Source organism: Prochlorococcus sp. MIT 0603 (genome assembly GCF_000760215.1).
Lineage (GTDB): Bacteria > Cyanobacteriota > Cyanobacteriia > PCC-6307 > Cyanobiaceae > Prochlorococcus_E.
Genome location: NZ_JNAW01000002.1, coordinates 486,761 through 513,581, shown reverse-complemented (window position 1 = coordinate 513,581; position 26,821 = coordinate 486,761). Strand labels below are relative to the sequence as shown.

Below are 26,821 nucleotides of genomic sequence, written 5' to 3'. Positions count from 1 at the left end.
TCAAATAATTATATTACTATTATTAGTATGTTGATACTATAGAATTAAAACATCTCAATATCACATAAATTATTAAAATTCTATATACTTGCAGTTAAATTTTAAGGGAAAGGCATATTTTATTCTAATTTTGTTTCTTTTAGATACTCTAACAAATAAGGAAAAACATAAGTTATAGAAAATTTCAATAGAATTCTTGATCTTAGAACCTAATTGCAACAAAACAGCTGTATTACCAATTTAAGCATTAAAGGTAAAAAGTAAACTATTTGCTCTCCTTAGAGTAGATATTTGACAATTTTACTGGAGGTGATGATGACAACTGATATTAAATATGTTACATATAAATATTATAGATTTCTATTATTGCTTCTCATATCCCCCTATTATCAATGTATTTCAAAGAAATGAAATCTATTTGACTTCTTTGAATAGACTTCTAATAAGTAATTATCCGTAAAATGACTTGACGCAATAGGGGGGTGAAGGCTTAAAAATTAATCAGTAATATCCCCTAAATGGATTGGGAGTTTTCTGAAGACACGGCATTTCAAATGTTGTGCCAAGCGTTTCAAGAAAGTGGAGAAAAATCTGCAATGGAATTTCTTGCTAATGGTGAAGGAGAGTCCTATTATCAGGAATTAATTCAAAATGCAGCTGGAGAAGGTTTTGACCTCAGTGACACAGTAGAGATGAACTTCTTGCAAGACGAAATAATTGAAAGAATGGAATTGGAATCTAAAACTTCTAATTGAAATCAAGCACTAAAATATTTGGCCTGAGAATGTAATGCAATTATTGCTGTTGTAGATTGTTCTGGCACAAGTTGATCTGACTCGTCAATAGAAAGTCCTATTCGATTGGCATGTAGCCAGTTTAACTGCTTACTTGAATCACTTACATTAGGACATGCTGGATAACCAAAGGAATATCTACAACCTTGATACTTTTGGGCTAATATTGCATTTATATTATCAGGCTCTTTACTAGAATATCCACATTCTATTCTAATTATTGAATGTGAATATTCTGCTAATGCTTCTGCTAGCTGCACAGTTAATCCATGAAAGTACAAATAGTCTGTATATTTATTTTTATCATATAATTCTTTTGAATAATCTGATGCAATTTGTCCCATTGTAACAGCTTGCATTGGTATAAAGTCAATTGGATTATTATTTTCTGCATCTAGAAAGTAATCCGATATACAATATTTACTGGAGCCTCTTTGTCGGGGAAATTCAAAAACACCTATTTTAGATTTAAGGCTAGGATCATACACTTCTAATTTGTTCCCATTACGCGAACATGGGAAATATCCGTAAACAAAAGAAGGTCTTATTAATTCCTCAGCAATTACTATATCCTTCCATTTCGCTAATATATTGGATGCATCATTACGTAAAAATTCATTATATTGATCTTGATTCTGATTTTTTGTTCTTTTAAATTGCCACTGTCCAGAAAACAAAGCTCTTTTGTCCAAATAAAAGAATAGTTTATTAAAATCTATATTATTACTATCAACAACCTTCGTACCATAAAAAGGAGGTTCAGATGGACTTTCTATATTTACATAAGGTGACCTGATGGTGCTTATTTCTATTTTGGATGTGTTTTTTTTGGATTGTGAAATATTCTTGGGAAGAGATGATTTTATTGGCATATTAATACCTTCTGGAATACTATCTAAAAATCCTTTTAGATTATCCCATTTATGATTATGTTTTGCTTCCATATATTTATCCATGAAACGTAAGTCTGTAAATGCATCTTTCCCATATATCACATAACCTTTATAAGTAGTATTACAATCTTGGTTTACAAATTTTGGAGTTAAAGCTGCACCTCCTAGGATAACTGGTATATTTACTCCTTCTTTATTCAAATAATCTAGATTTTCAAGCATAAAAGCTGTTGACTTTACTAAAAGACCACTCATTGCTATACAATCTGGATTATGAGCCTTGTATGCTTTTATTATTTCTGATATGTCTTGTTTAATACCAAGATTAATTACATCATAGCCATTATTTGTAAGAATAATATCTACAAGATTTTTCCCAATATCATGAACATCTCCTTTAACAGTTGCAATTAGAAACTTACCTTTAGAAGAATTATTTGAATCAGAAGTCTCCATATAAGGCTCTAAAATAGACACTGCATATTTCATAGTTTCGGCTGATTGTAATACAAATGGTAATTGCATCTTACCTGAACCGAATAAATCGCCAACAACTTTCATACCATCTAATAAAAAAGTATTAATGATAAAAAGAGGCTTATATGTTTTTAATGCTAAGTCTAGATTCTCCTTTAAATTGACTTTTTCGCCATCTATAATATGCTGTTTAAGTCGTTCTTCAACAGGAAGTTTACTTAACTCCTCAGAACGTTCTTTTAGACTCTTAGTAGATATATTAGCAAATACGTTAGTTAATTCAGTTAATGGATCATATGTACATATATCATTTTTAAATCCTCTATTGTCATATATTAGATCTAAACATATCCTTAGATGTTCTTCCTTTATCTTTTGCAAAGGAAGAATCTTAGCGGGAGATATTATTGCAGAATCAAGACCAGCCTTAATACACTCATTAAGAAATACAGAGTTTAATGTGATTCTTGCTGATGGGTTTAAGCCAAAACTTATATTTGAGATTCCAAGTATAATATGTACATTAGGTAATTTCTTCGTGATAAGTTTTATGGAAGCGATTGTTTCCTTTGCATTCTTCCTATCTTCTTCTAATCCTGTTGAAATTGGTAATACTAAAGGATCATAAAATATATCACTCTCTTTAATACCATAATTAATGCAATCAGAATAAGAGCGTTCTACAATTTGAATCTTTTTTAATGAATCCCTAGCCATACCTGACTCATCAATTGTACCAATTACTACTGCAGCTCCATATGTTTTACATAATTTAAGTACTTTAAAAAACCTTTCCTGACCATCCTCATAATTAGTAGAATTAAGTATGCATTTTCCTCCGGTTTTTTTAAGACCACTCTCCATCTTCATATAATCGGTAGAGTCAAGCATCAAAGGAAGATTAATACTAGTTACCAATCTTGAAACTATTTCTTGCATGTCTTTTATTCCATCTCTTCCTACATAGTCAACGTTGACATCAAGTACATGAGCTTGTTCTTTTAATTGGGACTTGGCTACTGACATCAATCCATCCCAATTATCTTCATTTAATAAATCCCTGACTTTTTTCGAACCACTAGCATTTAATCTTTCTCCAACTATTAAAAAAGAATTATCCTGATGATAATTTGTCATTTCATATAAAGAAGATATTCCTGATTGAGTTGCATTCTTTTGACAAATATTAGGAGTAAATTTTCTAATTTCTTCAGTTATATTAACCAACTGCTTAATATGTGCTGGTGTTGTTCCACAACATCCACCTATAACTCTCACACCGAAATCATTAACAAAATTAAGGAGTTGGATCTTTAATTCTATTGGAGTTAATCTATAATGTGCTTTACCAGAAATATTCTCTGGCAAGCCTGCATTAGGAATACAACTTATTTCAAATGGAGAGTTTCTACTTAGGTATTCTATATGAGTCTTCATTTCTTGCGGTCCAGTTGCACAATTAATACCTAAGATATCAATAGGAAAAGGCTCTAAAATATTTACCACAGCTGATATTTCTGTTCCGAGAAGCATTGTACCTGTTGTTTCCATAGTTACAGATACCATAATTGGTATCTGTTTGCCGAGATTATTAAATGACCTATTTATTGCTATAAGAGCTGATTTAACTTGCAATATATCCTGGCATGTTTCAATAACTATTAAGTCTACATTTCCCTCGATCAGTGCCTCTGATTGCAATTGAAAACTATTAGTTAATTCATCAAAAGAGACATGTCCTAATGTTGGCAACTTAGTTGTTGGGCCAATAGAACCTGCTACAAATCTAGGTTTTGATATCTGAGAATATTCATCAGCTAAAGACCTCGCTAAATTAGCTGCCCTAATATTAATTTCATATGTAAGATCATCAATATTATATTCTCCAAGTACGATTGATGTAGCACCGAAAGTATTAGTTTCAATAACATCACATCCAGCTTCTAAATAGCTTCTATGTACAGATTCAACAGCAGAGAATTTTGTTCTAACAAGATTCTCATTGCAACCTTCTATACTAACACCTCCAAAATCTTCAGCAGATAGATTTAAATCTTGAAGAGCTGTACCCATCCCTCCATCAAATACTAGGATAGGCCTTTGTTCAGAATAAAAATAATCCTTAAAGCTAATCATTAATAAAAAGTTTATGCTATTCGAAATGATGAAGCTAAGAATTTAGATCAACAGATGTAATCCAATGTTTGAAATCACTACATTTGTTCTCTGTAATATCTAATAAAAACGACTTAAGTTTATTCATTAGAGGCCTTTTGTTATTTAAGATTGTTGATTCTATCTGTTTTATAGGTGTAATCTTTGCGGCTGTTCCAGTAAGGAATACTTCATCTGCAATAAAAAGTTCAGTTTTATCTACGGCCCTTTCAATACAATTTATATTTAAATGTCTAGCTATCTCTATAACACTTGATCTTGTAATTCCTTCTAAAATGTCTTGATCAACCCCGGGTGTAATAAGATTACCATCCCTAACAATAAACAAGTTCATTCCACTAGCCTCACTAACCTTGCCTTGTGAATTTAATAATAATGCTTCATCGAAACCCGATTTAACCGCTTCGGTTTTAGCTAGCGAGCTGGTTATGTATGCTCCACTTATTTTGCCTCTAAGGGGTAGAGATGCATCCTCCTGTCGTTTCCAACTGCTTATCCTACAAGTTACACCTTCAGGTGATAAATAATCTCCTAATTCTAATCCATATATAAAAAAATCTGTCTCAATATTATGCAAACGGGGTGCTATACCAAGATCACTGGTATATACGAATGGTCTAATGTAGATAGGTTTAGATGGTTTATTGGTCTTTATCCATGTTATTAGGCTTTCGCTTATAAAACTTTCGCTTAGATCAGTCAAAAGCAATTTAGCGCTCTGACTTAGTCTTTTTGCATGTTTATCAAGTCTGAATAGTAAGAACGAGTTTTCATTGTTTGGATCAGGCACAGCTCTCATACCTCCAAAGGCACCAGTACCATAATGAAGTGCATGAGTGGCTATAGATAATTTTGCGTCTTTAAATGGGACACATTTTCCTTTAAACCAAGCATAGGGTAGGAAATCATGCATAAGAGATGTAGCTATAGATCAACATTTTCTTACTTGTTCTCACATTTATAGAAAATCAAGTTAGATAATAGGTCAATGCATCGAGTAGCAAATCTTCCAGGCGAAGAACCTAATGAAAATTTAGCATTTATTGAGCAGCCAGAAGCTCCTGTTCTGTTCTTAACTTCTGCACAGTCAGATATATCTACATTGTCTTATGTACTGGAAAAAGAGAATGAGCATGAATTATCAAGTGAGATTAGAGCACTTAACATTGCTTTACTAAGGAATAATGCACAGATAGACCACTACCTTTCTAATACAGCAAAAAGAACAAAAATAATTATTGTTAGGTTTTTGGGAGGCAGGTCTGACTGGTCATATGGTTTTCAACAACTGTCCACTTGGGCACAATCTCATAATAGAAAGTTGATAATATTATCAGGTACATCTGAGCAAGAAATAGAGTTAAATAGTATAAGCAATATTTCCTTTGAGTTAACAACAAAAATCGGGAAACTATTAAAAATCGGTGGTATAGATAATATGCGTATATTTCTAAAGACAATAAAGATATTACTAAATGGAGATAATGTAGATATCAATAATATTTATGTAAATAAAATAGATGATCCACTAAAATGGAATTGGGAAAGTTGTAATGGATATAAAGTTGGAGTAATATTCTATACGTCAATATTAAATTCGGGAAATATTGAATTTGCTTATGACATACTAAAAGAGATAAAGAAAAAAGGGCTAAATCCAAGATCATTATGGGTCTCAAGCCTTAAAACCGAATCAATCCAACTAAAGGTTCAGAAGATATTTGAGAAAGAAAACATAAGTTGTATTCTAACAACAACTTCATTTTCTTCATTAAAGAATGAGTCAAATAAAGGAGATGGGCTCATATGGGATATTTTAGGAATACCAGTATTTCAGCTATTATTATCAAACAGGTCAAAAGAATCTTGGACAAAGTCCACAAGAGGACTTGACCCAATAGACTTATCATTACAAGTAGTTCTACCAGAATTGGATGGCAGAATAACAACTAAAATAGCTGCTTTTAAATCACACTATAAAAGTGACAAAAACATTAGCACATCAATATATAAATTTAAATCTGATAAAACAAATATAAAATGGATTATTAATTTAGTTGAATCATGGATAATACTTCAGAATTTAAAACCAGAGGATGTAAAAGCTAGCATAATATTATCTAACTATCCAATTAAGGATGGACGGATAGCAAATGGAGTTGGACTGGATACACCAGCAAGTCTTTTATCTATATTAAAAGATTTAAGCAATAGTGGTTATGATATTGGTAAAACTGGAATACCAGTATACAGTAAAGAAATAATGCAGTTAATACTTAAAGGTAGGACCAATTCTGAGGAAACAAAAAACAATCCTCCTTTAGATTATTTATCTTTAGAACAATATAACTTTTATTGGAATAGTATTAATAAAGAGGCTAGGAATAAAGTAGAGTCATTTTGGGGCAAGCCAAAAGATGCCTATGATATAGAACAAGAAGGTTTTGCTATACATGGTATAAGATTAGGGAATATTGCTATTCTTATACAACCATCAAGAGGTTATACAGAAGATAATATATCAGATATACATTCACAAACTCTCCCACCAACACATAGATATCTGGCACAATATTTTTGGATACATAAAATATTCAATTCAAATGTAATAATGCATCTGGGAAAACATGGTACAGCAGAATGGTTGCCAGGGAAAAGTGTTGGCTTAAGTAATAGTTGCTTCCCGCAAACTATCATTCCACCTTTGCCATATTTATACCCTTTTATAGTAAATGATCCAGGTGAGGGATCTCAGGCAAAGAGAAGGACTCATGCAGTAATAATAGATCATTTAACACCACCATTAGGGAGAGCAGGTTTAACGAAAGAGTTATCACAACTTGAGAGTTTACTCGATGAATATAATGAATCTCTTCTTTTAGACTCTCATAGGTCTTCAATACTTAAAAATAAAATAGACAAATTAATATCTGAGAATAATCTAATTAATTTTATAACCAACGAGGAATTTAGGAATAGGAATACTGAAATTGATTCCTCATACAATTTAATTGATGCTTACCTATGTGAATTGAAAGAAACACAAATAAGATGTGGGCTTCATATTTTTGGTAAGTTGCCTTCAATCGAAAAGCTAGAAGAGCTAATACTATCTATTGCACTAGTTCCGACATTAAATAATAAAGGTTTGACGCAATCACTAGCAAAGTATCTTGATTTAGATATTGACCCATGGTCAGATACAGAATCGGAAGAACTATCACTAAATGATATAACTATAATGAAAGGTTTAGTAGATATATCATTTAACATAAAAGGTGATCTAATAAGCTGGCTAAACAATCAAGCTCAATATATAGTTAGCTATCATTTAAGGGATTATTTACATAAAGAAAGTGAGATAAAGATAATAGACAGTTTAGTACACTTTATAAGAATCCCAAACAAGAATGATACCATCAATAAATTAAGGAAAATAATTATTCCTAGGACAGTAGAATCGTCATCTAGAGAAACGAATTCATTATTACAATCATTTAAAGGTAGAAGAATATCAAGTGGTGCATCTGGCTCACCTACTCGGGGCAAAATAGAGGTATTGCCTACTGGAAAGAATTTTTATAGTATAGATTTAAGGTGTGTGCCAACAGAAGCAGCATGGGATTTAGGCAGAAGAAGTGCAGAACAAATATTAGAACTCTATTTATTAGACAATGGGACAAATCTTAAAAGTTTGGCGTTGTCTGTATGGGCAACATCTACCATGAGGAACGGTGGGGAAGATATCTGCCAATTATTAGCTCTAATAGGAGTAAAGCCTTTATGGGATTATACGACTCACAAAATAATTGGATTAGAAATTATTCCATCAAATATACTTTGCAGACCACGTGTAGATGTAACACTTAGAATATCAGGATTATTTAGAGATGCATTCCCCCACCTGGTCGAATTAGTCAACAAAGCATACTCTCTTATTGCAAATCTAGAAGAGGAAGATGAATTAAACCCTTATGCTTCGCTAAAGAAAAAAGGCGAATCTCTTTCCAGAGTATTCGGTTCAGCTCCTGAATCTTATGGCACTGGACTTCAAGAACTAATAAATCTTGGGACATGGGAAGACAAAAAAGACTTGGCTAATTGTTACTTAGAAGCCAGTCAATGGCATTATAAAGACAGCAAAGAGCCTGCAAAAGAGAGATCTAACTTAGAGAATATTTTGAAAACGGTACAGGTTGTCTTACACAGTCAGGATAATAGAGAGCATGATTTACTAGATTCAGATGATTATTATCAATTTCATGGTGGTCTATCCACTGCAGTCAAAGAACTTTCAGGATCAGCACCTAAAATATATTTTGGAGACAATTCAAGATTTAGCAGGCCTAGAGTTCACAAACTCAGTAGAGAAATAGACAAGGTAATGAGAAGTAGGTTATTAAACCCTAAATGGATAGAAGCAATGAAAGAACATGGATATAAAGGAGCTTTTGAGATGTCAGCTAGCCTGGATTACTTATTTGCATATGATGCAACCACAGAAGCAGTTGATGATTGGTGTTATTCAGCTCTGTTGAGCACTTGGTTATGTGACAAATCGACATCTGGTTTCTTGCTAAGAGAAAATCCGTGGGTTCTAAGAGATATGTCCGAAAGATTGCTTGAGGCTTATAACAGAAATATGTGGGCTGCAAAGGAGCATGAGATTGAAAAAATAAAGTCTCTTATTATAGAATCAGAGAAAGATATTGAACAAAATAATTATTTATAAGAGTACTAAATAGTTTATCTTCCCAACAAGGAATAGCCATGACTATCAGTTCCACAAGACTTTAATAATCTTGTGGAGTCTACAATCTTATTGATTAATTTACAAATATGTACTGAAGGCATCCATATTGGTAGAAAATCATAATCATACCAAACCTCAATGGCATCTATATTTAAAAGATTAGCTTGCTCTATCATTAATTTATAATCTTTTCTATATCTAGCAGGATGAGCCAAAATGCTTATTCCATTTGATTTTTTGATGGCTTTAATAACATTAACGGCTAAAAGATCTGAACCAGTTACTGCCTCTCCTTTAGTATATGGTTCAATAAATTTCGAATTAATATCAATATCCAATCCAATTATGTGAACTAGGCATCCATTCAGAAGTGCACTTATCTCTATTCCAGTCCAAAGTCTTGTCGAAATAGATTCGATATGAGCATCGTGCAACCAAGTATTTATTATGTGGTGAGCATGTAATGTGTGGTGATCTGTAATAGCTAAGTGTTCTAGGCCTAATTGATTAGCCTGTTTTAATAAATCAATTGGGTTAAGACTACCATCACTACATAAAGTGTGAGTATGTAGATTTATTTTTTCAGGGCAACTATCTATATCTACTTTAGAAAGTACATCTTTAATTAAAATATTTTCTTTTATCATTAATTTGTTTTATTCTTGGCTTCTTAATCTACGGTATCTGGCATATAGTTGTATAGATACAGCCATAAATAAGACAAGGCTAAATACAAACCAAGTTGCAGCATTGGTGGGAAAGCTATTTTTAAAGACTACAAGTAAAACGACGATAACTAAAAATATAGTAGGCAATTCATTTAATATTCTTAATTGTCTTCCAGTCATTTTACACTGATTATTAGATAAAGAATTCATAATTCTGTAACAATAAATATGATAAATAAGTAAAAAGGAGACAAATATCAACTTGATTTGCAACCACCTTTCATATAAGAATGAAGGCTGTAATACTAATAAACCTATCGCCATTGATATTGTCAATACCATACCTGGTGTAGTAATAATATTTGCCAACCGTCTTTCCATTAAAGAATATTGATTATCAAAGGCATCCTTTATCTTATTATCATATTCATTAGTTTCTACATGATAAATAAAAAGCCTTACAAGATAAAAGAGTCCTGCAAACCAGACAACCACACCTATGATGTGGAGTGACTTAAACCATAAATATGCCTCTGGTGGTAAATTCATATAATATTAATATGCTTTAATTTAGCAAAGCAAAGAGAATTGTCTTTATAAGTATATTATATATTTACGACATGGTCTTTGTGCATATATTTGAATAATTATTGTAAATATACTTAGTTACTTATTGAAATATCTCCATATATTATATGCCAATTCTTTTCCTACACCTGGTACCAATGCTATCTGCTCTTTTCTAGCCATTCGTATTGCCTGAACTGAATTAAAATGAGATAAAAGAGTTTTGATTCTTTTCGGACCAATTCCTTCTATATCACTTAGATCAGACCTTTTTAAATCGTTAGATCTTTTATTTCTGTGAAAAGCCAGTGCAAACCTATGAGCTTCGTCTCTTAGCCTTCTCAACAAGTATAAACCAGTATCTTCCTGATCACAATCTAGAGAATGATTAATACCTGGTAGAAAAACTTCTTCATTTTTTTTAGCTAAAGAACAAATGTTTATATCAGAATCTAATTGTAATTCTCTTAAAGCTTTTAAGGCTGAATTAAGCTGCCCTTTCCCTCCATCTATCATAATAAGATCAGGGAAATCCTGAGCAATCAAGGGATTAAAAACAGATGACTTCTTATCTCGAAGTAAATTAATATCTATACCTTGAGATTTGTATAAGGACCATTTTCTAAAACGTCTTGTTATTACTTCATAAATTGCTTTATAGTCATCACTATGACCTATCTTTATTTCTGTATCTTTAATGGTATATTTTCTATAATGATGTTTAGCTGGTATTCCATCTATAAAAACAACTTGAGATCCAACAGCATTACTTCCTTGTAGATGACTTATATCATAACCCTCAATCCTTTTAGGAGGGAAAGGAAGATCCAATAATTCTGCCAAATTTTCTAAGGAAGAGATGGTTTTCTCTTTGCCTTGGCATATTTTATTTAGCTCAAGCTGTGCATTCTTTTTTACTAATTCAACTAATTTCTTCTTAGAGCTTCTAATAGGACAAAATAATTTAACTTGTCTTTTTCTTATTTCAGTTAACCATTGTTCTATAACTTCGGGTTCTTTAACTTGATATTCTATAATAATCTCAGAAGGTACTTCTATTGAAGATAACTGAGAATAATGTTCTATTATTACATTTTCTATAATAACATCAGGTGTATAATTATGAGAATCTAAGGTATATGCAATTCTCCCTATAATCTTACCTGATCTAATTTGAAATAACTGAATGCAATTAATTGAATCATTGCCATATAGTGCTATTACATCCCTATTAACTAATGAATCTGGATCAATCATTTTCTGAGACTCAGTTATTTTGTTTATAGCTTCTATCTGTTTTTTAATAAATAGGGATTTCTCGTATTCTAACAACTCAGAGTGTTTATACATTTTCTCTAAAAGTATATCTTTAAGCTCTTTAGTTCTACCTTGAAAAATCATTTCTACTTTTTTAATTGTTTTCCGATAGTCCTCGGAAGTTATCAATTCCTGACAGACTCCAGGGCATATGCCTATAGAATAGTTGAGACAAGTTTTATCTTTATATAAAGGTCTTAATCTCTGTCTTACTGGTAAGATCTTCTTGACTATATATAACATATTTCGCAAGTTGTTAACATCTACATAAGGTCCAAAATACTTGTCTTTTATATTTCTATTTCTTCTTCTTCTAGTGATAAATATCCTAGGATATAATTCGCTCCAAGTAATGCATAAGTATGGATATTTTTTATCATCCTTTAACAATATATTGAAATATGGCTGGTTCTGCTTAATTAGATTAGATTCTAAAGTAAGAGATTCGGTCTCTGTATCAGTAACTATAAATTCGATGTCATAGACTTGCCTTACCATTAAAGAAATTCTTGCTGAGAGTGAGTTATTATCTTTAAAATATGATCTAACCCTAGCTCTTAAATTCTTAGACTTTCCAATATATAAAAACCTGTCATTATTATCCTTCATTAAATAGCATCCTGGCAAAGAAGGAATACTTCCTAATATTCTTTTTAGTCTTACTTGATTATTTATAAGTGATAAATTATCTAATTTAGATGTCAAAGTATTTTCACCCCCCGTAGGTCCATCCAGTAGAAGCTAAATTTAGAGAGTCTGAATCCTTGTGCAGTACAGCAGATATTACTTCTCCTGCAAAAACTGTATGGTCACCATGTTCAATAGCACCTATGACCTTACATTCCACGCCTCCTATAGCATCAGTAAGTATAGGTAGACCTACTTCCCCTAACGTATAGGAAGTTGACTCAAACCGCCCCCCTAAGCCTTGCTGAGGTTTAAAAAACACAGCTGCAAGGTCTTTTTGATCTGATCGAAGGAAATTAAGACAGAAATTATTTGTCCTTTTAATAATTCCATGACTTGAGCCTTCAGATCGAACTGCCATTACGACAAGAGGCGGTGTAAAGGAGCCTTGCGTTACCCAGCTAGCTGTAAAACCATTAATTTCGTCCCCTTCACGGACAGTACAAATGAAGAGTCCGTGAGGTATCTTTCTAAGGAGAACCTTCTTTGCATCTAAATCGAGTGGCATAAACAATGATTCGCTCTCTTAAATGTAATCACTTAATCAAAATAAGATCAACATAGGATTTAATTCATGCAAATTCTCTATCCTGGTAGTTTCGATCCTCTAACATTTGGACATCTTGACCTTGTCCATAGAGCATCCCAGCTTTGCGACAAAGTAATTATCGCTGTTCTTGAGAATCCTAATAAACAATCGACTTTCACTATTAATAGGCGCATAGAACACATTAAACATGCAACAAAAGAGCTCAAGTCTATAGAAGTAATTGCTTACAAAGGATTAACTGTTGATTGTGCTAGAAAAAATAATGTTGATTTAATTCTTAGAGGCCTAAGAGCAATGAGTGATTTTGAATATGAATTACAGATATCACATACTAATAGATCCTTAGATAGATCAATTGAAACAATATTTCTTGCTACTGAAGCACATCACAGTTTTTTAAGTAGCTCTGTTGTTAAAGAAGTAGCCTTATTTGGAGGAAGGGTTGATCATATGGTTCCAGAAATAATTGCAAAAGATTTATATAATATAGTGAAAAACAAAAAAAGCCTATAAACAATTTTGCTCCTTATAAACCTCAGAAAGAATATCAGAAAAAAGTGACTCATTATAATTTTGATCATTCTGAATTATGCTAACTATTCGTATACCATTAGGTGTATAAAGGTAACCAGATAAAGACCTGACTCCATTTAGAGTTCCTGACTTTCCTAGGAACTTGGAATTTATAAGTGATGTTTTATAATAATCCTTAAGGGTACCTCTATAACCAAGTAGAGACATAGATGAAATAAAGTAATTACTATATTTATGTTTCTGCATATAAGAAAGAACATAAGTTATTGATCTAGTTGTTGCTCTGTTTCGACGAGATAGACCACTACCATCAAAGATATTTACATGGTCTTTATCAACTCCAATATTAATTAACCAATTATATAATCTATCGGATGATATTGAAGGATACCATGAATTAGATGTATTCCTAAGTAAAACCTCGCTTGTGAAATTATGGCTCTCTGAATTAGCCAAATTTAGCAACATATAAAGTGGTGCGGAATTTTTTGTGTATAGAATTTTTCTATTATTATTATTATTATTATTAAATTTAATATAATCCTTAGTAATTATATCAATAAAAATATTGTTATCTACAAGTAAACTATTTGTAGAACTAACAAATTTTGTCAAAGGATCATTTATGGCATAATCAGTTGCATTGCTTGATATAGCTAAACGTGAGATAGGAGCTCCATAATCTTCCTGCCTATCTGTTAAAGACCAACTTTCTGGCCACCATGATTTTTCTGGTTCCTCATAAATAACCAAATAAGGCCTTGTATGTGAAAAGAATGGATTTTCAGAAATTTTAGATGTGATGGTAGTTATATCATTTAAGTTTAAATCTGGGTCTCCACTTCCTATTAGTTCATAAAACCCATCTCTATTCTTGTATAAAGTTGTAGTTAATGAGTGCCTTGGTCCAAGTTTTGCTAATGAGAATGCTGTGGTAAAAATCTTTTGATTAGAAGCAGGTATACGTAATTCATTGCCATTGATATCAACAATTATAGAGTCGTCTGGATCTAATATGGTAATGCTTGTAGTTAAGTAATTTAAATCAATAATCTTAGTAATTTTATTAGTTAGATTGAGGCATATATTCATCTTAAATTCTTTTTTTACAAGTCTATTTCTAATAAAACCATAAGAAGTACTAAGTTTATGAAAAGCTGGACGTAGGTTAGGTAGTAAGTAGCTTGAGAAAATTAAAGCAAAAATAGCACTTATAAGTAATTTATATTTTCCTTTGATAATCATATTACTCAGTTAAGTCAAACAGTTGGTAATCAAATCATTATCTGGCTTTTGTGAAAAGGATTCACAAAAGATATAGCCTAGTTTAGTATATTTAAAGACATTCCATTCGCTATTATATTGTTTGTAAATAGCCCCAAGTCTAAATGGTTCTATCCAAAATGCTATATGCCATGATCTAATAAATCCAATCCTTCTTTCTCGGCCAACATATCCTACGCCAATTGCTGTCTCCTCCAAGCGTCCATTTAGCATTATAATAGTCAACTTAGTATCAGTACATAACGATTCAAATTGCTCATATTCAAACGGTTGTGGTGATACTGCTATAATAATTTTATTTGTCATATTAGTATTGATAGGAAGCAATAACTCTTTAAATGTAAATATAGAATTTATCAATTCCGGATAATCTCTTTTAGCCAATGCAGAACTTCCTATATCAGAGAAGGCTAAAATGATGTTAATGTCTTCCTTAAGTAAATTATAATATAATCTTACTACTAATGGTGTCAATCGTAATCCTTGAAAGCTTAGATTTACCGAAATCCTAGAATATTTATTAGATCTTATAGAAGCTTTAATTGATTCGCTCAAAGCAGACTCGCATTGGTTAAGATCCCTAGGTAATAACAAATTATCCTTGTATTTACTCATATTTAAGATTGGTTAGATATGTGCTCGATTGTAGATGAAATTGTAAGCCTTAAGGAATTTGTATCAAGATTTTCTATCCAATTACCTAGTGAGATCCTAATGCTTGATCCATATAATTTTGGATCTATTCCCATAGATTTTAAAACATTATTCTTAGGGATAGAATTTGAAGAGCAAGCACTACCTGAGCTGACAAAAATACCTTTTTCTGATAGTTCTCTAACTAGTCTTCTAGCTGATATTGGCTGATTTGTTTTACTCTTAACTATAAATGAAATATGATTAGGAAGTCTATTTAATTTGTCACCAATAAAGTCTAAGTGCTCAATTTTTAATAAACTTTCATAGAGCTTCTTCGTAAGCAGAGTTGTATTAGTATCATTAAATATCAACTTATTATTGGAAATTGTTGATTGAACGTTAACTAATTCTAAAGCAATTGCCATACCATGAGCCAATGCTACTGATGGAGTTCCTGATCTATATCCATTTTCCTGTAAGCCTCCACCTTGAATAGGGATTAATTGTTCTAAATATTCATTATCTATAATAAGAAAACCAATACCTTTAGGTCCTCTAAACTTATGAGCAGAAGCTGAAAAAGAATTTACACCAAGACTCTTAAAATCAAAGGTGCCTTGAGAAATAATTTGTGTTGCATCTGTATGAAAATAAATCTTTCGTTTTTTGCATTCTTTTGCAATTAAAGGTATTGGCATCAATGTTCCAACTTCATTCTGACCCCATATAAGGGAAATCATCTTAGTAGGAGCAGAAAGAAATTTGTCAGTTAGACTTAAATCAATTGACCCAAAGGAATCTACAGGCCAATAGTCAATTATCCATCCATACTTTGATAGAGATTCTGCTGCTGCTATTACTGATGGGTGCTCAACAGAACTTATAACAATTCTTCCTGGATTAATATTAGGTGCAATGCCTTTTAATGCTAAATGAATTGATTCAGTTGCTCCTGAGGTGAAAATAACTTGGTCAGATTTAACATTAAACTTTTTTGCTATTGAAAGACGACTCCTCTCTAATAAATCCAAAGCTTTAATACCAACAGAATGCAAGCTAGATGGATTACCCCAAAGTTCTTTCTGAACATTATAAATTTCTTGTATTACATCAGGATGAGGTGGTGTAGTTGCAGAGGCATCTAAATAAATTAAATTGTCTGAATAAAACATAAATAAAAATAGCCTTTATAAAGTTATTTTGCCTTCATATACTTGTAATGCTGGCCCTGTCATATAGATAGATTTAGTGCTATCAGGCCAATTAATAAAAAGGCTTCCACCTGGCAGCATTAACTCAGCTTTTGATTCTGATAAGCCTAATTTAGAAGAAACAGCAAGAGTTCCACATGCTCCTGTTCCGCATGCCAGGGTAGCTCCACAGCCCCTCTCCCAAGTTTTCATTTTAATTTTTGTAGGATTAATAACTTGAGCAAAGTGAACATTAGTCTTCTGAGGGAAATTTGGATGATTTTCTAATAAAGTACCTAATCTCTTAAAAGGTAAATTATCTAAAGTATCAAAAAATATAACCATATGAGGATTACCCATTCCAACTGCATATATATCAATATCTTTGCTTTCTATTGATATTGTTTGATGAGGTACACTACCTTTGGTTGATTTTATTGTAGTCGGTATTCTAGAAGGTTCAAAGAAAGGAATCCCCATATTTACTGAAACCATATTATCTATTTTAAGGCTAGATATAATGTCACCAGCTCTAGTTTCTATAATGATATTCTGTTCTATTTTAATTTCTGTATGTGAATGAATAAAGTTAACTAGACATCTAATACCATTCCCACACATCTCAGCTATTGATCCATCTGAATTAAATATTTCCATCTTGGCTATACCGTTTCTATCTGGTGGCAATAAAAGAATTAATCCATCTGCTCCAATTCCAAAGCGTCTATCACAAATTCTTCTAACCAAGTTCTGATCATTGGAAAATAGTTTTAGATTTGTTGAATTTTCTAAAGCATCAATTATGATGAAATCATTACCTAAACCTTCATATTTGAAAAAATTCACTATTTTCATATTAAGAAAATAATCAGATTAGGAATTATTAGAAGAATAGTGTATGACACTTATAATAATAGTATAGTTTTTGTTTTAAGATTATTATCAACATAACAGTATTATCTTCAAACTAAAAATAAGTGACATCTAAGCCAGCACACAATCAATCTATAGAAAGCACACCAAAAGCTTATAGGCCAAACATATCAGAACAGTATTGGCAAAAAGTTTGGGAAGAGTCAAGTCTATACAAGACACAAGACCCCAAACCAAACCAAAAAAAGTTTTACGCACTCTCAATGTTTCCCTATCCATCTGGAACATTACATATGGGGCATGTCCGAAATTATGTAATTACTGATGTAATAGCAAGACTTCATAGAATGAAAGGAGAAGCTGTCTTGCACCCAATGGGCTGGGATGCATTCGGCTTACCTGCTGAGAATGCAGCGATAGACAGAGGAATTCCTGCTGATATATGGACATACAAAAATATCGAGCAAATGAAGAAACAACTCAAGCGATTGGGACTTTCAATTGATTGGGAAAGGGAATTAAAAACTTGCCATGAAGACTATTTTAAATGGACACAATATATATTCTTACAGTTACTAGAGAATGGCCTCGCTTATCAAAAATCAGCAACTGTAAATTGGGATCCTATAGACAAAACTGTTCTTGCTAATGAACAGGTTGATTCAAATGGTAGATCATGGAGATCTGGAGCAATTGTAGAAAAAAGAAAGTTAAAACAATGGTTTCTTAAAATTACAGATTTCGCTGAGGAGTTAATAGTAGACCTGCAAAAGCTAAATGGCTGGCCTCAAAATGTTAAAGCTATGCAAGAAAATTGGATAGGGAAATCTTCTGGAACAGAGATAGACTTTAAAATATTAACTAACTCTAAAAAATATACTGTAAAAATATTTACTACTCGCCCAGACACTATTTATGGAGCAAATTATCTAGTACTTGCTCCAGAACATCCATTAGTTAATTCAATTGTTTGCAAAAAAAATAGGTCAGAACTGAATGACTTTAGAAATATAATATCAAAGTTAAGTGATCAAGAACGAACATCTACAGGAAAGGATAAAAGGGGAGTAGATATAGGATGTAAAGCTATTAATCCAATTAATGGTGAGTTAATTCCAGTATGGGTTGCAGACTATGTACTTGAAACATATGCAACAGGTGCTGTAATGGGGGTGCCAGGTCATGATCAACGCGATTATGATTTTGCCACTAAGTATTCTCTACCAATTACTTATGTTGTTAAAAGTGAGAAAGAAACAGATGATAATGAAACCAGAGCATATACAGGTAATGGGATACTTATAAATTCTGGTCCATTTAATAATTTAATCTCAACAAAAGCGAAAGAAAAAATTACACAACAAGGAATAGATGAAGGATGGGCATATAAAAAAGTTAGCTATAAGCTAAGAGACTGGTTGATTTCACGGCAGCGTTACTGGGGTTGTCCTATACCTATAATTCATTGTGATAAATGCGGTATTGTCCCTTTACCAAAAGACGATTTACCTCTTAAGTTGAATCATAATAATTCTAATCAGAAAACCATTTGCCCCAGATGTAATGGGCAAGCAAAATTAGAGACTGACACTATGGATACATTTATGTGTTCATCTTGGTATTTTTTAAGATATGTAGATTCTAAAAATACTTCAAGACCGTTCGATCGAAAGAAAATTGACAAATGGCTACCTGTTGATCAATATGTTGGTGGAATTGAGCATGCTATTCTACATTTATTATATTCAAGATTTATATTAAAAGCACTAAAAATAAGTCAAGGGTTTAATATCAAAGAACCATTTAAGAATCTCTTAACACAAGGTATGGTTCAGGGTATTACATTTAAAAATCCATCTACTCAAAAATATATAGCTTCTAATCTAGTAAAGGATCATAAAAATCCTACAGATCCAAATACTGGTGAAAAATTAGATGTTATATATGAAAAAATGTCAAAATCCAAATACAATGGTGTAGATCCATCAGATGTAATAGATAAATATGGAGCGGATACAGCGAGAATGTTTATTCTTTTCAAGGCTCCACCAGAAAAAGATCTTGAATGGGATGAATCAGATGTAGAAGGACAATATCGATTTATAAATAGAATTTGGAGGCTCTTTGCAGAGATAGAAGATATTTCTGATTTTAAATTAAAATATATAGATCCATCGTTAAAAGTAGATAAGCTAAATGATTCCGATAGAAAATTAAGGAAAATTATAAATAAAACTATTAAGGAAGTAACCATAGATCTAGATTTAAATTCACAATTCAATACTGCAATATCAGAGTTAATGATTCTTTGTAATTCCATCTACGAAAATAAAGATAAAGTAAATCATTTAATACTTAACCAATCATTAACTACATTATCTATTTTATTAGCACCATTTGCCCCTCATTTATCCGAAGAGCTATGGGCAAAATTGAATTGCGAAGGAAGTATTCATGAAAGCTCATGGCCAACTCATGATGAATCAGCATTAATTGAAGATAGTTATAACCTTATAATTCAAATAAATGGCAAAGTGAGAGGGTTTGTTTCTGCTAATACAAATGATGATGATGATATTTTAAAAGAGAAAGCAGTCAAAAGTGACGTTGGTAAGAAATGGATAAAAGATAATACTCCTAAAAGAATTATAGTAGTAAAAGGTAAATTAATAAATATAGTTATCTAGTTATGCTTTTTAATTAATAAGGACCTAGGTTCTGACCAATCTCCGTTTACTTTATATACAGAATTGTTTGCTGCCAAGTGTCTTAATATTATAAATATAGACTCTGCAGAAGAGTCAGGAATTTTCTTCATAATTTGTTCAATACTATAACTTTCCTGGTCTAATAATACTAATTCGATATCAGATTGAAGTTTAAGTATATTAGAAGCTGCTTTCTTTCCAGCCTCAACTCCAGGTTGATGGTATGCATTAATATCGATAAGCTCTGCATATAAACCAACACTTCTTTCAAACAAAGCAATTAGTGCTCCAAGCGAATATGAGTCAAACTTATTTAATGTGATAGTTATGCTTTGTCTGTTATTCTCAGATAGTGCTAACCGAGTCCCTTGTAAAAATCCAGAAAGATAATCACCTGGAGATTTCTTATTAATTTTGGGTACGTTTTTACTATCTTCTAGAATTTCTATAAAGGTAACAAAGAAATTATCAATTCCATCTCTTAATTGTTGAACATAAGCATGTTGATCTGTAGAGCCCTTGTTGCCATAGACTGCCAAACCTTGATTTACCTTTTGACCTTTTCTATTTATTTCTTTGCCTAATGATTCCATTACTAATTGTTGTAGATACTTACTAAACACCTCTAGTCGATCTTGATAAGGCAATACAACCATATCCCTTAATCCTTTTCCTTGTCCTGAAGAAAACCAAACAGAAGCCAACAAAGCTGCTGGGTTATCTACAATTTTCTCTCTCCTTGTAATCTTATCCATATGACTACAACCATTAAGAAAATGATTAATGTCGTTACCAATTAAAGCTATAGGTAGAAGACCTACTGCGCCAGCAATGCTTGTCCTTCCACCAACCCAATCTGGCAAATCAAAAATTTTAAGCCATGATTCGTCTTTTGCTTTTTTGTAAAGGGCGCTTTGATTCATAGTTATTGCTATAGCCCTACTTGACCATTCATAGCCCTTATCCGTTAAATATTTTCTTGCTTGATCCATCCCAATCTGAGGCTCAGGGGTTCCACCAGATTTACTAACGACAACAAACAAAGTAGAAGAAAGAGAATCCTTCAATAAGTCTAATTTTTGGTAAATACCATTAGGGTCGACATTATCCAGAAAAGTGAAATTTAAACCTTTTCCTTTTTCTTGCAAGGAATTGACTATCAATAAAGGGCCTAATCCACTTCCTCCAATACCTATCCAAAAAACATCTGTAAATTTCTGACCATGTTCATTGATAATTTCTCCATTAAGAATTTTTTCTCCAAAATCGTTAATATCTCTGATTTCCTTTTGGATGGATTCTCCAATTAAATTATTTGGAGCTATAGAAGGGTCCCTAAGCCAATAATGACCAACCTGTCTGTTTTCATCTTGGTTTGAAATTGCCCCATTCTCAAGTTCCCGCATATGAGAAAAGGCTTTTAAGAATGAATCCTCCATTTCTGCAAGTTCATTTGATGATAGATTCATCCTGCTTATATCAATCCATATCCCAATCTGTTGATCAAAAAAGAGGAGATCACAAAAACGGCTCCATTGACTCAAAGGATTAGCATTGTCAAAGTCTTGGAATTTCATATCAAGGAGATCAGATTATTGATCCAACGATCTACAAAAATTTTTCTTATTATGTATCATCATGCAATTAAAATCGATAATTTATCTACGAAACCAATTAAATGTTCATGAATCACCAACCTAATATATAATAAATACCAACATCTAAATAGAATATAAAAACAACAAACAATTTTTTAAATTATGAATAGAACAAATCCCAATGCAATCATAAATCCAAATTTAACAACATTGCCAAAGTTTAAACCTAAATTAACTCTAGCCATTCTAGCTTCAGGAAAAGGAAGTAATTTTGAGGCAATAATAAAAGACATTAATAATGATAAATTAGATGCTGAAATAAAATGCCTAATTGTCAATGATCCTAATTGTGGTTCAATAGAAAAAGCGAAAAATAATTGTATTCCTTATTTTATACTTAATCATAAAGATTATAACAATAGAGAGGATTTAGACTTTGCAATTATTAATATACTAGAAAGATTTAATGTTGAAGGTGTCATAATGGTTGGATGGATGAGAATTGTCACTTCAATACTTATAGATAAGTTCAATGGCAAGGTTGTCAACTTACACCCTTCTTTGTTGCCAAGTTTCAAGGGAAATAAAGCTGTAAATCAAGCATTATCTAGTTCTAGTAAAATTACAGGGTGTAGTGTACATATTGTAAATAAAGATGTTGATTCTGGTGAGATATTAGTTCAAGCAGCAATACCAATAAATGAATTAGATGACGAAGATACTCTACATTTTAAGATACAAGAGCAAGAACATAAAATCATAAGTATAGGTATTGCAATAGCAGCAAGTAAATGGAGAAAGATTGAATAATTAAGGATAAAAAGTATCTAAAGGCAATCCTTCATTAATATTTATTCCTGCCATCAGATTAAGGCATTGAATTGCTTGACCAGCCTGACCCTTTATTAAATTATCTATAGCACTCATTAAGACTAATCTCCCATTACGATTATCTACTTGAACACTTAATAAGGCTTTATTTGTAAATCTAACCCATTTAGTACTAGGATAAATTCCTACAGGTAATATTTCTATTGTTGATTTATCACGATATATAGCTTCTAATACAGTCTTACAATCATTAGCAGTTAAGCAAGGATCTCGCAATCGAGCATAAACTGTTGAAAGTATACCTCTTACCATTGGAACAAGGTGAGGAGTAAATTGTAACTGAATATTCGTTGATGAAATACTACTTAATTCCTGCTCTATTTCTGATGTATGCCTATGGCCTATAACTCCGTAAGGGGATATTGATTCAGAACATTCTGAGAGTAATAAATGTTCTTTTGGATTCCGCCCACCTCCCGAAGTTCCTGTTTTAGAATCGATAATAATTCCTTCTTCATCTATAAGTCCTTGCTTTAAAAATGGTAACAAAGCTAATAAACTGGATGTTGGGAAGCAACCCGGTGAAGCAATCAAGTCTGATTTAGATATTTCATTAAAATTCCATTCTGGTATTCCATAAATAGCCTTTTTACAAAGTTCCTCATCAGACCTGATAAAATTACTTGCCTCTTTTGAATAAACATCTTTCCATTGTTCCAAGGACCTATATCTATAGTCAGCAGATAGATCGACAACTTTAATTTTTCTATTTATCAATTCTGGTGTTATCTGAGAAGAGAATCCATTTGGGAGACTCAACAAAACAAAGTCAGCTGATTCTGATATTAGATCTGGGTTTACAGACTGAATAACTGGATCATTTGGCAGCTTTAGGAAAGGACATAAGTCATTCCATTTTGTATTAACAGTTTTATCCCCACCTAAAAAGGATATTTCAAAAAAAGGGTGATCTTTTAGTAATCTAATTGCCTGCAGGCCACCGTAACCAGATGCACCTATGATCGCAACACGTTTTGGATTATTATTTATAGGTTCCATATAGAATAATATAGGCTTAAAAAAGCATTATGAACTTATCCCAGAGTTCAAGTACAGCAATAACTCCTTATTCATCAAATAATTAAGAGGTAGAACTTGAAATCTAAGAACACACTAAATATAGCTTTTGATCAAATAGCAGATGCATTAGCTGCTATAAGGAATGGTGAATGCGTTGTAGTTGTTGATGACGAAAGCAGAGAAAACGAGGGTGATTTAATTTGTGCAGCTCAATTCGCCACACCTCAACAAATAAACTTCATGGCAACTGAGGCTAGAGGTTTGATATGTCTAGCTATGGATGGTGAGAAATTAGATCAATTAGATCTTCCTTTAATGGTGGACAGGAATACAGATTCAAATCAAACAGCCTTTACTATAAGTATCGATGCAGGCCCTGAATATGGTGTCTCAACGGGCATCTCAGCTGAAGATAGAGCTAGAACGATTCAAGTAGCATTAAACCCAAAAGCAAAACCAAGTCATTTAAGAAGACCAGGACATGTTTTTCCATTAAGAGCTAATAAAGGGGGTGTTCTAAAAAGAGCTGGTCATACTGAGGCAGCTGTAGACCTTTCATTACTCTCGGGTTTATCAGCAGCTGGAGTTATTTGTGAAATTCAAAATGCCGATGGTTCAATGGCCCGTTTACCAGAATTAAGAAACTATGCAAAAACTTGGGGTCTCAAAATTATTAGCATCGCCGATCTAATTAAGTTTAGATTAGAAAATGAACGTTTTGTATATAGAAAGGCCTCGACAAGATTGCCCAGCATATTTGGAAAATTTGAAGCTATCGGCTATGTCAATGAATTAGATGGTACGGAACATGTGGCTTTAGTAAAAGGCAAGATTGGAAAATTAAAAGAGCCTGTACTAGTAAGGATGCACTCAGAATGCTTAACAGGAGATGCCTTTGGATCATTAAGATGTGATTGTCGTCCTCAATTAGAAGCTGCATTATCAAAAATCTCAGAAGAAGGAGAAGGGATAGTAGTTTATCTAAGGCAAGAAGGTAGAGGAATAGGACTAATAAATAAACTAAGAGCTTATAGCCTTCAGGATGGGGGATTAGATACAGTAGAAGCTAATGAAAAATTAGGTTTCCCAGCTGATTTACGAAATTATGGTGTTGGAGCACAAATTCTCACAGATCTAGGAATACATCGACTAAGATTATTAACTAACAATCCTCGAAAAATTGCGGGATTAGGAGGATATGGGATAAAAGTAGAAAGTAGAGAGCCACTAGTAATCTCACCTGGTGACCATAATGCTGAATATTTGGCTATTAAGCAGAAAAAACTAGGCCATTTAATAGGTGACCAATATAAAAATGAAGAGGGTAAATACTATGTGGTCTTTTGGGATGGTGCCTCCTCTGCTCAGATGCTTTCAATTTTCAGAATTCAAGCTGAACAAAAAGCAACTGAAAATAATTTAGAACTGCTACCAGAAAATTCATCAAGATTATTAGCCCTATTAGAAAGGCCTCAATTTGTATGGCGAATAAAAAAAGAAATCAAAATAGATAAAATAATAAGTATTCTTGAAACTATGGTTAATTGGGAAGGTACAACAAAAATTGGCTTATTTGTATCTAGTAGCAAAGAGCAAGCGATTCACCCATCACAAGATTTAGAAACTGATTATTTAGATATTAATTTACTATCAAGTAATATAACCGACCAAATCAAAAAGAATCATAATAAAAAATTACCGTATTTATTAATATGGAAGTAATTAAATATGGCTAATCAATAATAGTTACTTTTTTAATTAGCGATCCGTTTTCTAATTTAAGTACAACATCCATATCTTTAGTTTGTCCAAAAACTGTGTGTACTCCATCAAGATGAGGTTGGGAATTGTGAACTATAAAGAATTGGCTTCCACCAGTATTCTTGCCGGCATGAGCCATAGAAAGAGCTCCTGGTATATGCTTTTTTTCATTAATTTCACAATCAATGTTATATCCTGGACCACCAGTTCCAGGCATGCCAGAAGAACCCTCTCGAGAATTCGGACAGCCACCCTGTGCCATGAATCCTTGTATAACACGATGAAAAGAAAGACCGTCATAAAAGCCTTCTTTAGATAGCTTTGCAAAATTTGCAACTGTGCTGGGAGCATGTGTTTCAAATAATTCTAAAGAAATAGACCCTACATCAGTATCCATTATGGCTTTCATTGTAAATTAAATAGAAAATGATTTATAATCATTATAAAGCAATAAGCAGGTTTAACTGTCAGAATAATTCGAAATGCAAACGAACTAAAACTGAGACATATCTACACCAAGAGCTGATAAACAACTATGTAGATTTGATTGGTGCTGATCTAAAATTAAATTTGCTTTTTTACAACTTAAGCCTGTTAATTTCATGATACATGAAATTTTAACTGATCCATTAGAGGATTTCAACAAGCCGAATGCTTCTGCTCTATCAATATTCAATAAATCTTTTAGAATTCTAATAGATCGATCTAATAATTTCGAATTAGTAATTGATAAATCAACCATTTTATTTTTGAAAATCTTTCCTAACCTAATCATAATGCCAGTGGAAATGATATTTAAGGTCATTTTAGTTGCTGTAGCAGCTTTCAAACGTGTGGAGCCAGGGATTATTTCAGGGCCAGTTAGCAACCTAATTACAATGTCACTATTGAATACAGCCTGTTCTGCTGGTACGCAAGTAATTACAAGATTAAAAGCATTTATTTCTTTGGAATATTTTAATGCAGATAATACATATGGGGTTGTACCTCCTGCAGTAATACCAATTAAAGTATCCTTGGAAGAGAAGTTCCTTTTTTTTAAATCTAAAATAGATTCTGTAATACTGTCTTCAATGCCTTCAGCACTTTTGATTAAAGCTGAAGGTCCACCTGCAATTAAAGCCTGAACTAATTCAGGTGAAGTGCAGAATGTTGGGGGGCATTCTGCAGCATCAAGTACTGCCAATCGACCAGAAGTGCCAGCTCCAATATAAAACAATCTGCCATTATTTTTTAATCTTTTTGAAATTTCTTCAATAGCATTTGCTATTTCATTCTTAGCATTACTTACAGCCTGCTGAGGCTTCTTATCCTCTTCTATGAATATACTTACCAGGCTATGAGTATCTAATACATCTATATCTTTACTGCGCTTATTATTTTCTTCAGTTAAAAGATTTTCCCTATTTATATTGTCGATACTGTACTGATCAAATAAAGACATT

Annotated in this window: 20 protein-coding genes; 6 read left to right on the top strand and 14 right to left on the bottom strand. The window is 32.3% G+C overall.

Annotated elements, in window-relative coordinates; all coding sequences use genetic code 11:
- Positions 1-518 precede the first annotated feature (518 nt).
- Positions 519-755, top strand: coding sequence for a hypothetical protein (locus EV07_RS04515; RefSeq protein WP_036917705.1), 237 nt, complete (start codon positions 519-521; stop codon positions 753-755).
- A 2-nt stretch (positions 756-757) separates the two neighbouring features.
- On the opposite strand, the gene metH is transcribed toward EV07_RS04515, so the two are convergent.
- Positions 758-4,300, bottom strand: a complete 3,543-nt coding sequence (metH, locus tag EV07_RS04510; protein WP_036917703.1) for a methionine synthase — start codon at positions 4,298-4,300, stop codon at positions 758-760.
- 34 nt (positions 4,301-4,334) lie between these two features.
- Positions 4,335-5,252 (bottom strand): branched-chain amino acid transaminase, encoded by a 918-nt coding sequence (locus EV07_RS04505; protein WP_036917700.1) that lies wholly within the window; start codon positions 5,250-5,252, stop codon positions 4,335-4,337.
- A gap of 75 nt (positions 5,253-5,327) precedes the next feature.
- Here EV07_RS04505 and cobN point away from each other — a divergent pair, with 75 nt between their 5' ends.
- Positions 5,328-9,071 carry a cobaltochelatase subunit CobN gene (gene cobN / locus EV07_RS04500; RefSeq protein ID WP_036917698.1) on the top strand — a complete coding sequence of 1,248 codons (3,744 nt, stop codon included), beginning with the start codon at positions 5,328-5,330 and terminating at the stop codon, positions 9,069-9,071.
- A 14-nt stretch (positions 9,072-9,085) separates the two neighbouring features.
- Here cobN and EV07_RS04495 read toward each other — a convergent pair whose 3' ends face one another.
- From EV07_RS04495 to EV07_RS04480, 4 genes are all read right to left on the bottom strand, one after another.
- The gene (locus EV07_RS04495) at positions 9,086-9,739 is read right to left on the bottom strand and encodes a PHP domain-containing protein (RefSeq protein WP_036917696.1); all 654 of its coding nucleotides are present in this window, start codon (positions 9,737-9,739) and stop codon (positions 9,086-9,088) included.
- A 9-nt stretch (positions 9,740-9,748) separates the two neighbouring features.
- On the bottom strand, positions 9,749-10,309 hold the full coding sequence (gene hemJ, locus EV07_RS04490; protein WP_036917694.1) for a protoporphyrinogen oxidase HemJ: 561 nt from the start codon (positions 10,307-10,309) through the stop codon (positions 9,749-9,751).
- 117 nt (positions 10,310-10,426) lie between these two features.
- Positions 10,427-12,349, bottom strand: coding sequence for an excinuclease ABC subunit UvrC (gene uvrC, locus EV07_RS04485; RefSeq protein ID WP_036917692.1), 1,923 nt, complete (start codon positions 12,347-12,349; stop codon positions 10,427-10,429).
- Between the two features lie 7 nt (positions 12,350-12,356).
- Positions 12,357-12,839: a flavin reductase family protein gene (locus tag EV07_RS04480; RefSeq protein ID WP_036917690.1), complete on the bottom strand. Its 483-nt coding sequence runs from the start codon at positions 12,837-12,839 to the stop codon at positions 12,357-12,359.
- A 66-nt stretch (positions 12,840-12,905) separates the two neighbouring features.
- Here EV07_RS04480 and coaD point away from each other — a divergent pair, with 66 nt between their 5' ends.
- Positions 12,906-13,394 carry a pantetheine-phosphate adenylyltransferase gene (gene coaD, locus EV07_RS04475; protein ID WP_036917686.1) on the top strand — a complete coding sequence of 163 codons (489 nt, stop codon included), beginning with the start codon at positions 12,906-12,908 and terminating at the stop codon, positions 13,392-13,394.
- Here coaD and EV07_RS04470 read toward each other — a convergent pair.
- From EV07_RS04470 to dapF, 4 genes are read right to left on the bottom strand one after another with little or no spacing between them, the layout of a single operon-like run.
- Entirely contained in the window at positions 13,389-14,660 is a 1,272-nt protein-coding gene (locus EV07_RS04470; RefSeq protein WP_052043877.1) for a D-alanyl-D-alanine carboxypeptidase, read from the bottom strand. The two genes, coaD and EV07_RS04470, sit on opposite strands and share 6 nt — an antisense overlap.
- Before the next feature lie 9 nt (positions 14,661-14,669).
- On the bottom strand, positions 14,670-15,314 hold the full coding sequence (locus EV07_RS04465) for a DUF1995 family protein (RefSeq protein ID WP_036917684.1): 645 nt from the start codon (positions 15,312-15,314) through the stop codon (positions 14,670-14,672).
- Between the two features lie 2 nt (positions 15,315-15,316).
- Complete coding sequence (locus EV07_RS04460) at positions 15,317-16,507, bottom strand: cysteine desulfurase family protein (protein WP_036917682.1); 1,191 nt, start codon at positions 16,505-16,507, stop codon at positions 15,317-15,319.
- 15 nt (positions 16,508-16,522) lie between these two features.
- Positions 16,523-17,380 (bottom strand): diaminopimelate epimerase, encoded by an 858-nt coding sequence (gene dapF, locus EV07_RS04455; RefSeq protein WP_036917680.1) that lies wholly within the window; start codon positions 17,378-17,380, stop codon positions 16,523-16,525.
- A 122-nt stretch (positions 17,381-17,502) separates the two neighbouring features.
- Here dapF and leuS point away from each other — a divergent pair, with 122 nt between their 5' ends.
- Positions 17,503-20,085 (top strand): leucine--tRNA ligase, encoded by a 2,583-nt coding sequence (gene leuS / locus EV07_RS04450; RefSeq protein WP_036917678.1) that lies wholly within the window; start codon positions 17,503-17,505, stop codon positions 20,083-20,085.
- Here the strand turns inward: leuS and EV07_RS04445 are convergent.
- Entirely contained in the window at positions 20,082-21,683 is a 1,602-nt protein-coding gene (locus tag EV07_RS04445) for a glucose-6-phosphate isomerase (protein WP_052043876.1), read from the bottom strand. The two genes, leuS and EV07_RS04445, sit on opposite strands and share 4 nt — an antisense overlap.
- Before the next feature lie 183 nt (positions 21,684-21,866).
- Between EV07_RS04445 and purN the strand changes: the two genes are divergently transcribed.
- Positions 21,867-22,514: a phosphoribosylglycinamide formyltransferase gene (gene purN, locus EV07_RS04440; RefSeq protein WP_036917676.1), complete on the top strand. Its 648-nt coding sequence runs from the start codon at positions 21,867-21,869 to the stop codon at positions 22,512-22,514.
- Here the strand turns inward: purN and argC are convergent, their stop codons facing one another.
- On the bottom strand, positions 22,515-23,594 hold the full coding sequence (gene argC, locus EV07_RS04435; protein WP_036917674.1) for an N-acetyl-gamma-glutamyl-phosphate reductase: 1,080 nt from the start codon (positions 23,592-23,594) through the stop codon (positions 22,515-22,517). It abuts the gene before it with no gap.
- A 96-nt stretch (positions 23,595-23,690) separates the two neighbouring features.
- Between argC and ribBA the strand changes: the two genes are divergently transcribed.
- The gene (gene ribBA, locus EV07_RS04430; RefSeq protein ID WP_036917672.1) at positions 23,691-25,337 is read left to right on the top strand and encodes a bifunctional 3,4-dihydroxy-2-butanone-4-phosphate synthase/GTP cyclohydrolase II; all 1,647 of its coding nucleotides are present in this window, start codon (positions 23,691-23,693) and stop codon (positions 25,335-25,337) included.
- A 10-nt stretch (positions 25,338-25,347) separates the two neighbouring features.
- Here the strand turns inward: ribBA and EV07_RS04425 are convergent, their stop codons facing one another.
- Both EV07_RS04425 and murQ read right to left on the bottom strand, forming a co-directional pair.
- Positions 25,348-25,773, bottom strand: coding sequence for a peptidylprolyl isomerase (locus tag EV07_RS04425; protein ID WP_036918254.1), 426 nt, complete (start codon positions 25,771-25,773; stop codon positions 25,348-25,350).
- Between the two features lie 96 nt (positions 25,774-25,869).
- Positions 25,870-26,820 carry an N-acetylmuramic acid 6-phosphate etherase gene (gene murQ, locus EV07_RS04420; RefSeq protein ID WP_036917669.1) on the bottom strand — a complete coding sequence of 317 codons (951 nt, stop codon included), beginning with the start codon at positions 26,818-26,820 and terminating at the stop codon, positions 25,870-25,872.
- Position 26,821 lies beyond the last annotated feature (1 nt).

Bases quoted from the DNA above. Each gene is read 5' to 3' on its own strand.
- EV07_RS04470 (WP_052043877.1), bottom strand. From the start codon at position 14,660: ATGATTATCAAAGGAAAATATAAATTACTTATAAGTGCTATTTTTGCT.
- EV07_RS04505 (WP_036917700.1), bottom strand. From the start codon at position 5,252: ATGCATGATTTCCTACCCTATGCTTGGTTTAAAGGAAAATGTGTCCCA.
- murQ (WP_036917669.1), bottom strand. From the start codon at position 26,820: ATGTCTTTATTTGATCAGTACAGTATCGACAATATAAATAGGGAAAAT.
- coaD (WP_036917686.1), top strand. From the start codon at position 12,906: ATGCAAATTCTCTATCCTGGTAGTTTCGATCCTCTAACATTTGGACAT.
- EV07_RS04495 (WP_036917696.1), bottom strand. From the start codon at position 9,739: ATGATAAAAGAAAATATTTTAATTAAAGATGTACTTTCTAAAGTAGAT.
- dapF (WP_036917680.1), bottom strand. From the start codon at position 17,380: ATGAAAATAGTGAATTTTTTCAAATATGAAGGTTTAGGTAATGATTTC.
- hemJ (WP_036917694.1), bottom strand. From the start codon at position 10,309: ATGAATTTACCACCAGAGGCATATTTATGGTTTAAGTCACTCCACATC.
- metH (WP_036917703.1), bottom strand. From the start codon at position 4,300: ATGATTAGCTTTAAGGATTATTTTTATTCTGAACAAAGGCCTATCCTA.
- EV07_RS04515 (WP_036917705.1), top strand. From the start codon at position 519: ATGGATTGGGAGTTTTCTGAAGACACGGCATTTCAAATGTTGTGCCAA.
- purN (WP_036917676.1), top strand. From the start codon at position 21,867: ATGAATAGAACAAATCCCAATGCAATCATAAATCCAAATTTAACAACA.
- EV07_RS04425 (WP_036918254.1), bottom strand. From the start codon at position 25,773: ATGGATACTGATGTAGGGTCTATTTCTTTAGAATTATTTGAAACACAT.
- EV07_RS04465 (WP_036917684.1), bottom strand. From the start codon at position 15,314: ATGAGTAAATACAAGGATAATTTGTTATTACCTAGGGATCTTAACCAA.
- EV07_RS04480 (WP_036917690.1), bottom strand. From the start codon at position 12,839: ATGCCACTCGATTTAGATGCAAAGAAGGTTCTCCTTAGAAAGATACCT.
- EV07_RS04445 (WP_052043876.1), bottom strand. From the start codon at position 21,683: ATGAAATTCCAAGACTTTGACAATGCTAATCCTTTGAGTCAATGGAGC.
- EV07_RS04460 (WP_036917682.1), bottom strand. From the start codon at position 16,507: ATGTTTTATTCAGACAATTTAATTTATTTAGATGCCTCTGCAACTACA.
- cobN (WP_036917698.1), top strand. From the start codon at position 5,328: ATGCATCGAGTAGCAAATCTTCCAGGCGAAGAACCTAATGAAAATTTA.
- argC (WP_036917674.1), bottom strand. From the start codon at position 23,594: ATGGAACCTATAAATAATAATCCAAAACGTGTTGCGATCATAGGTGCA.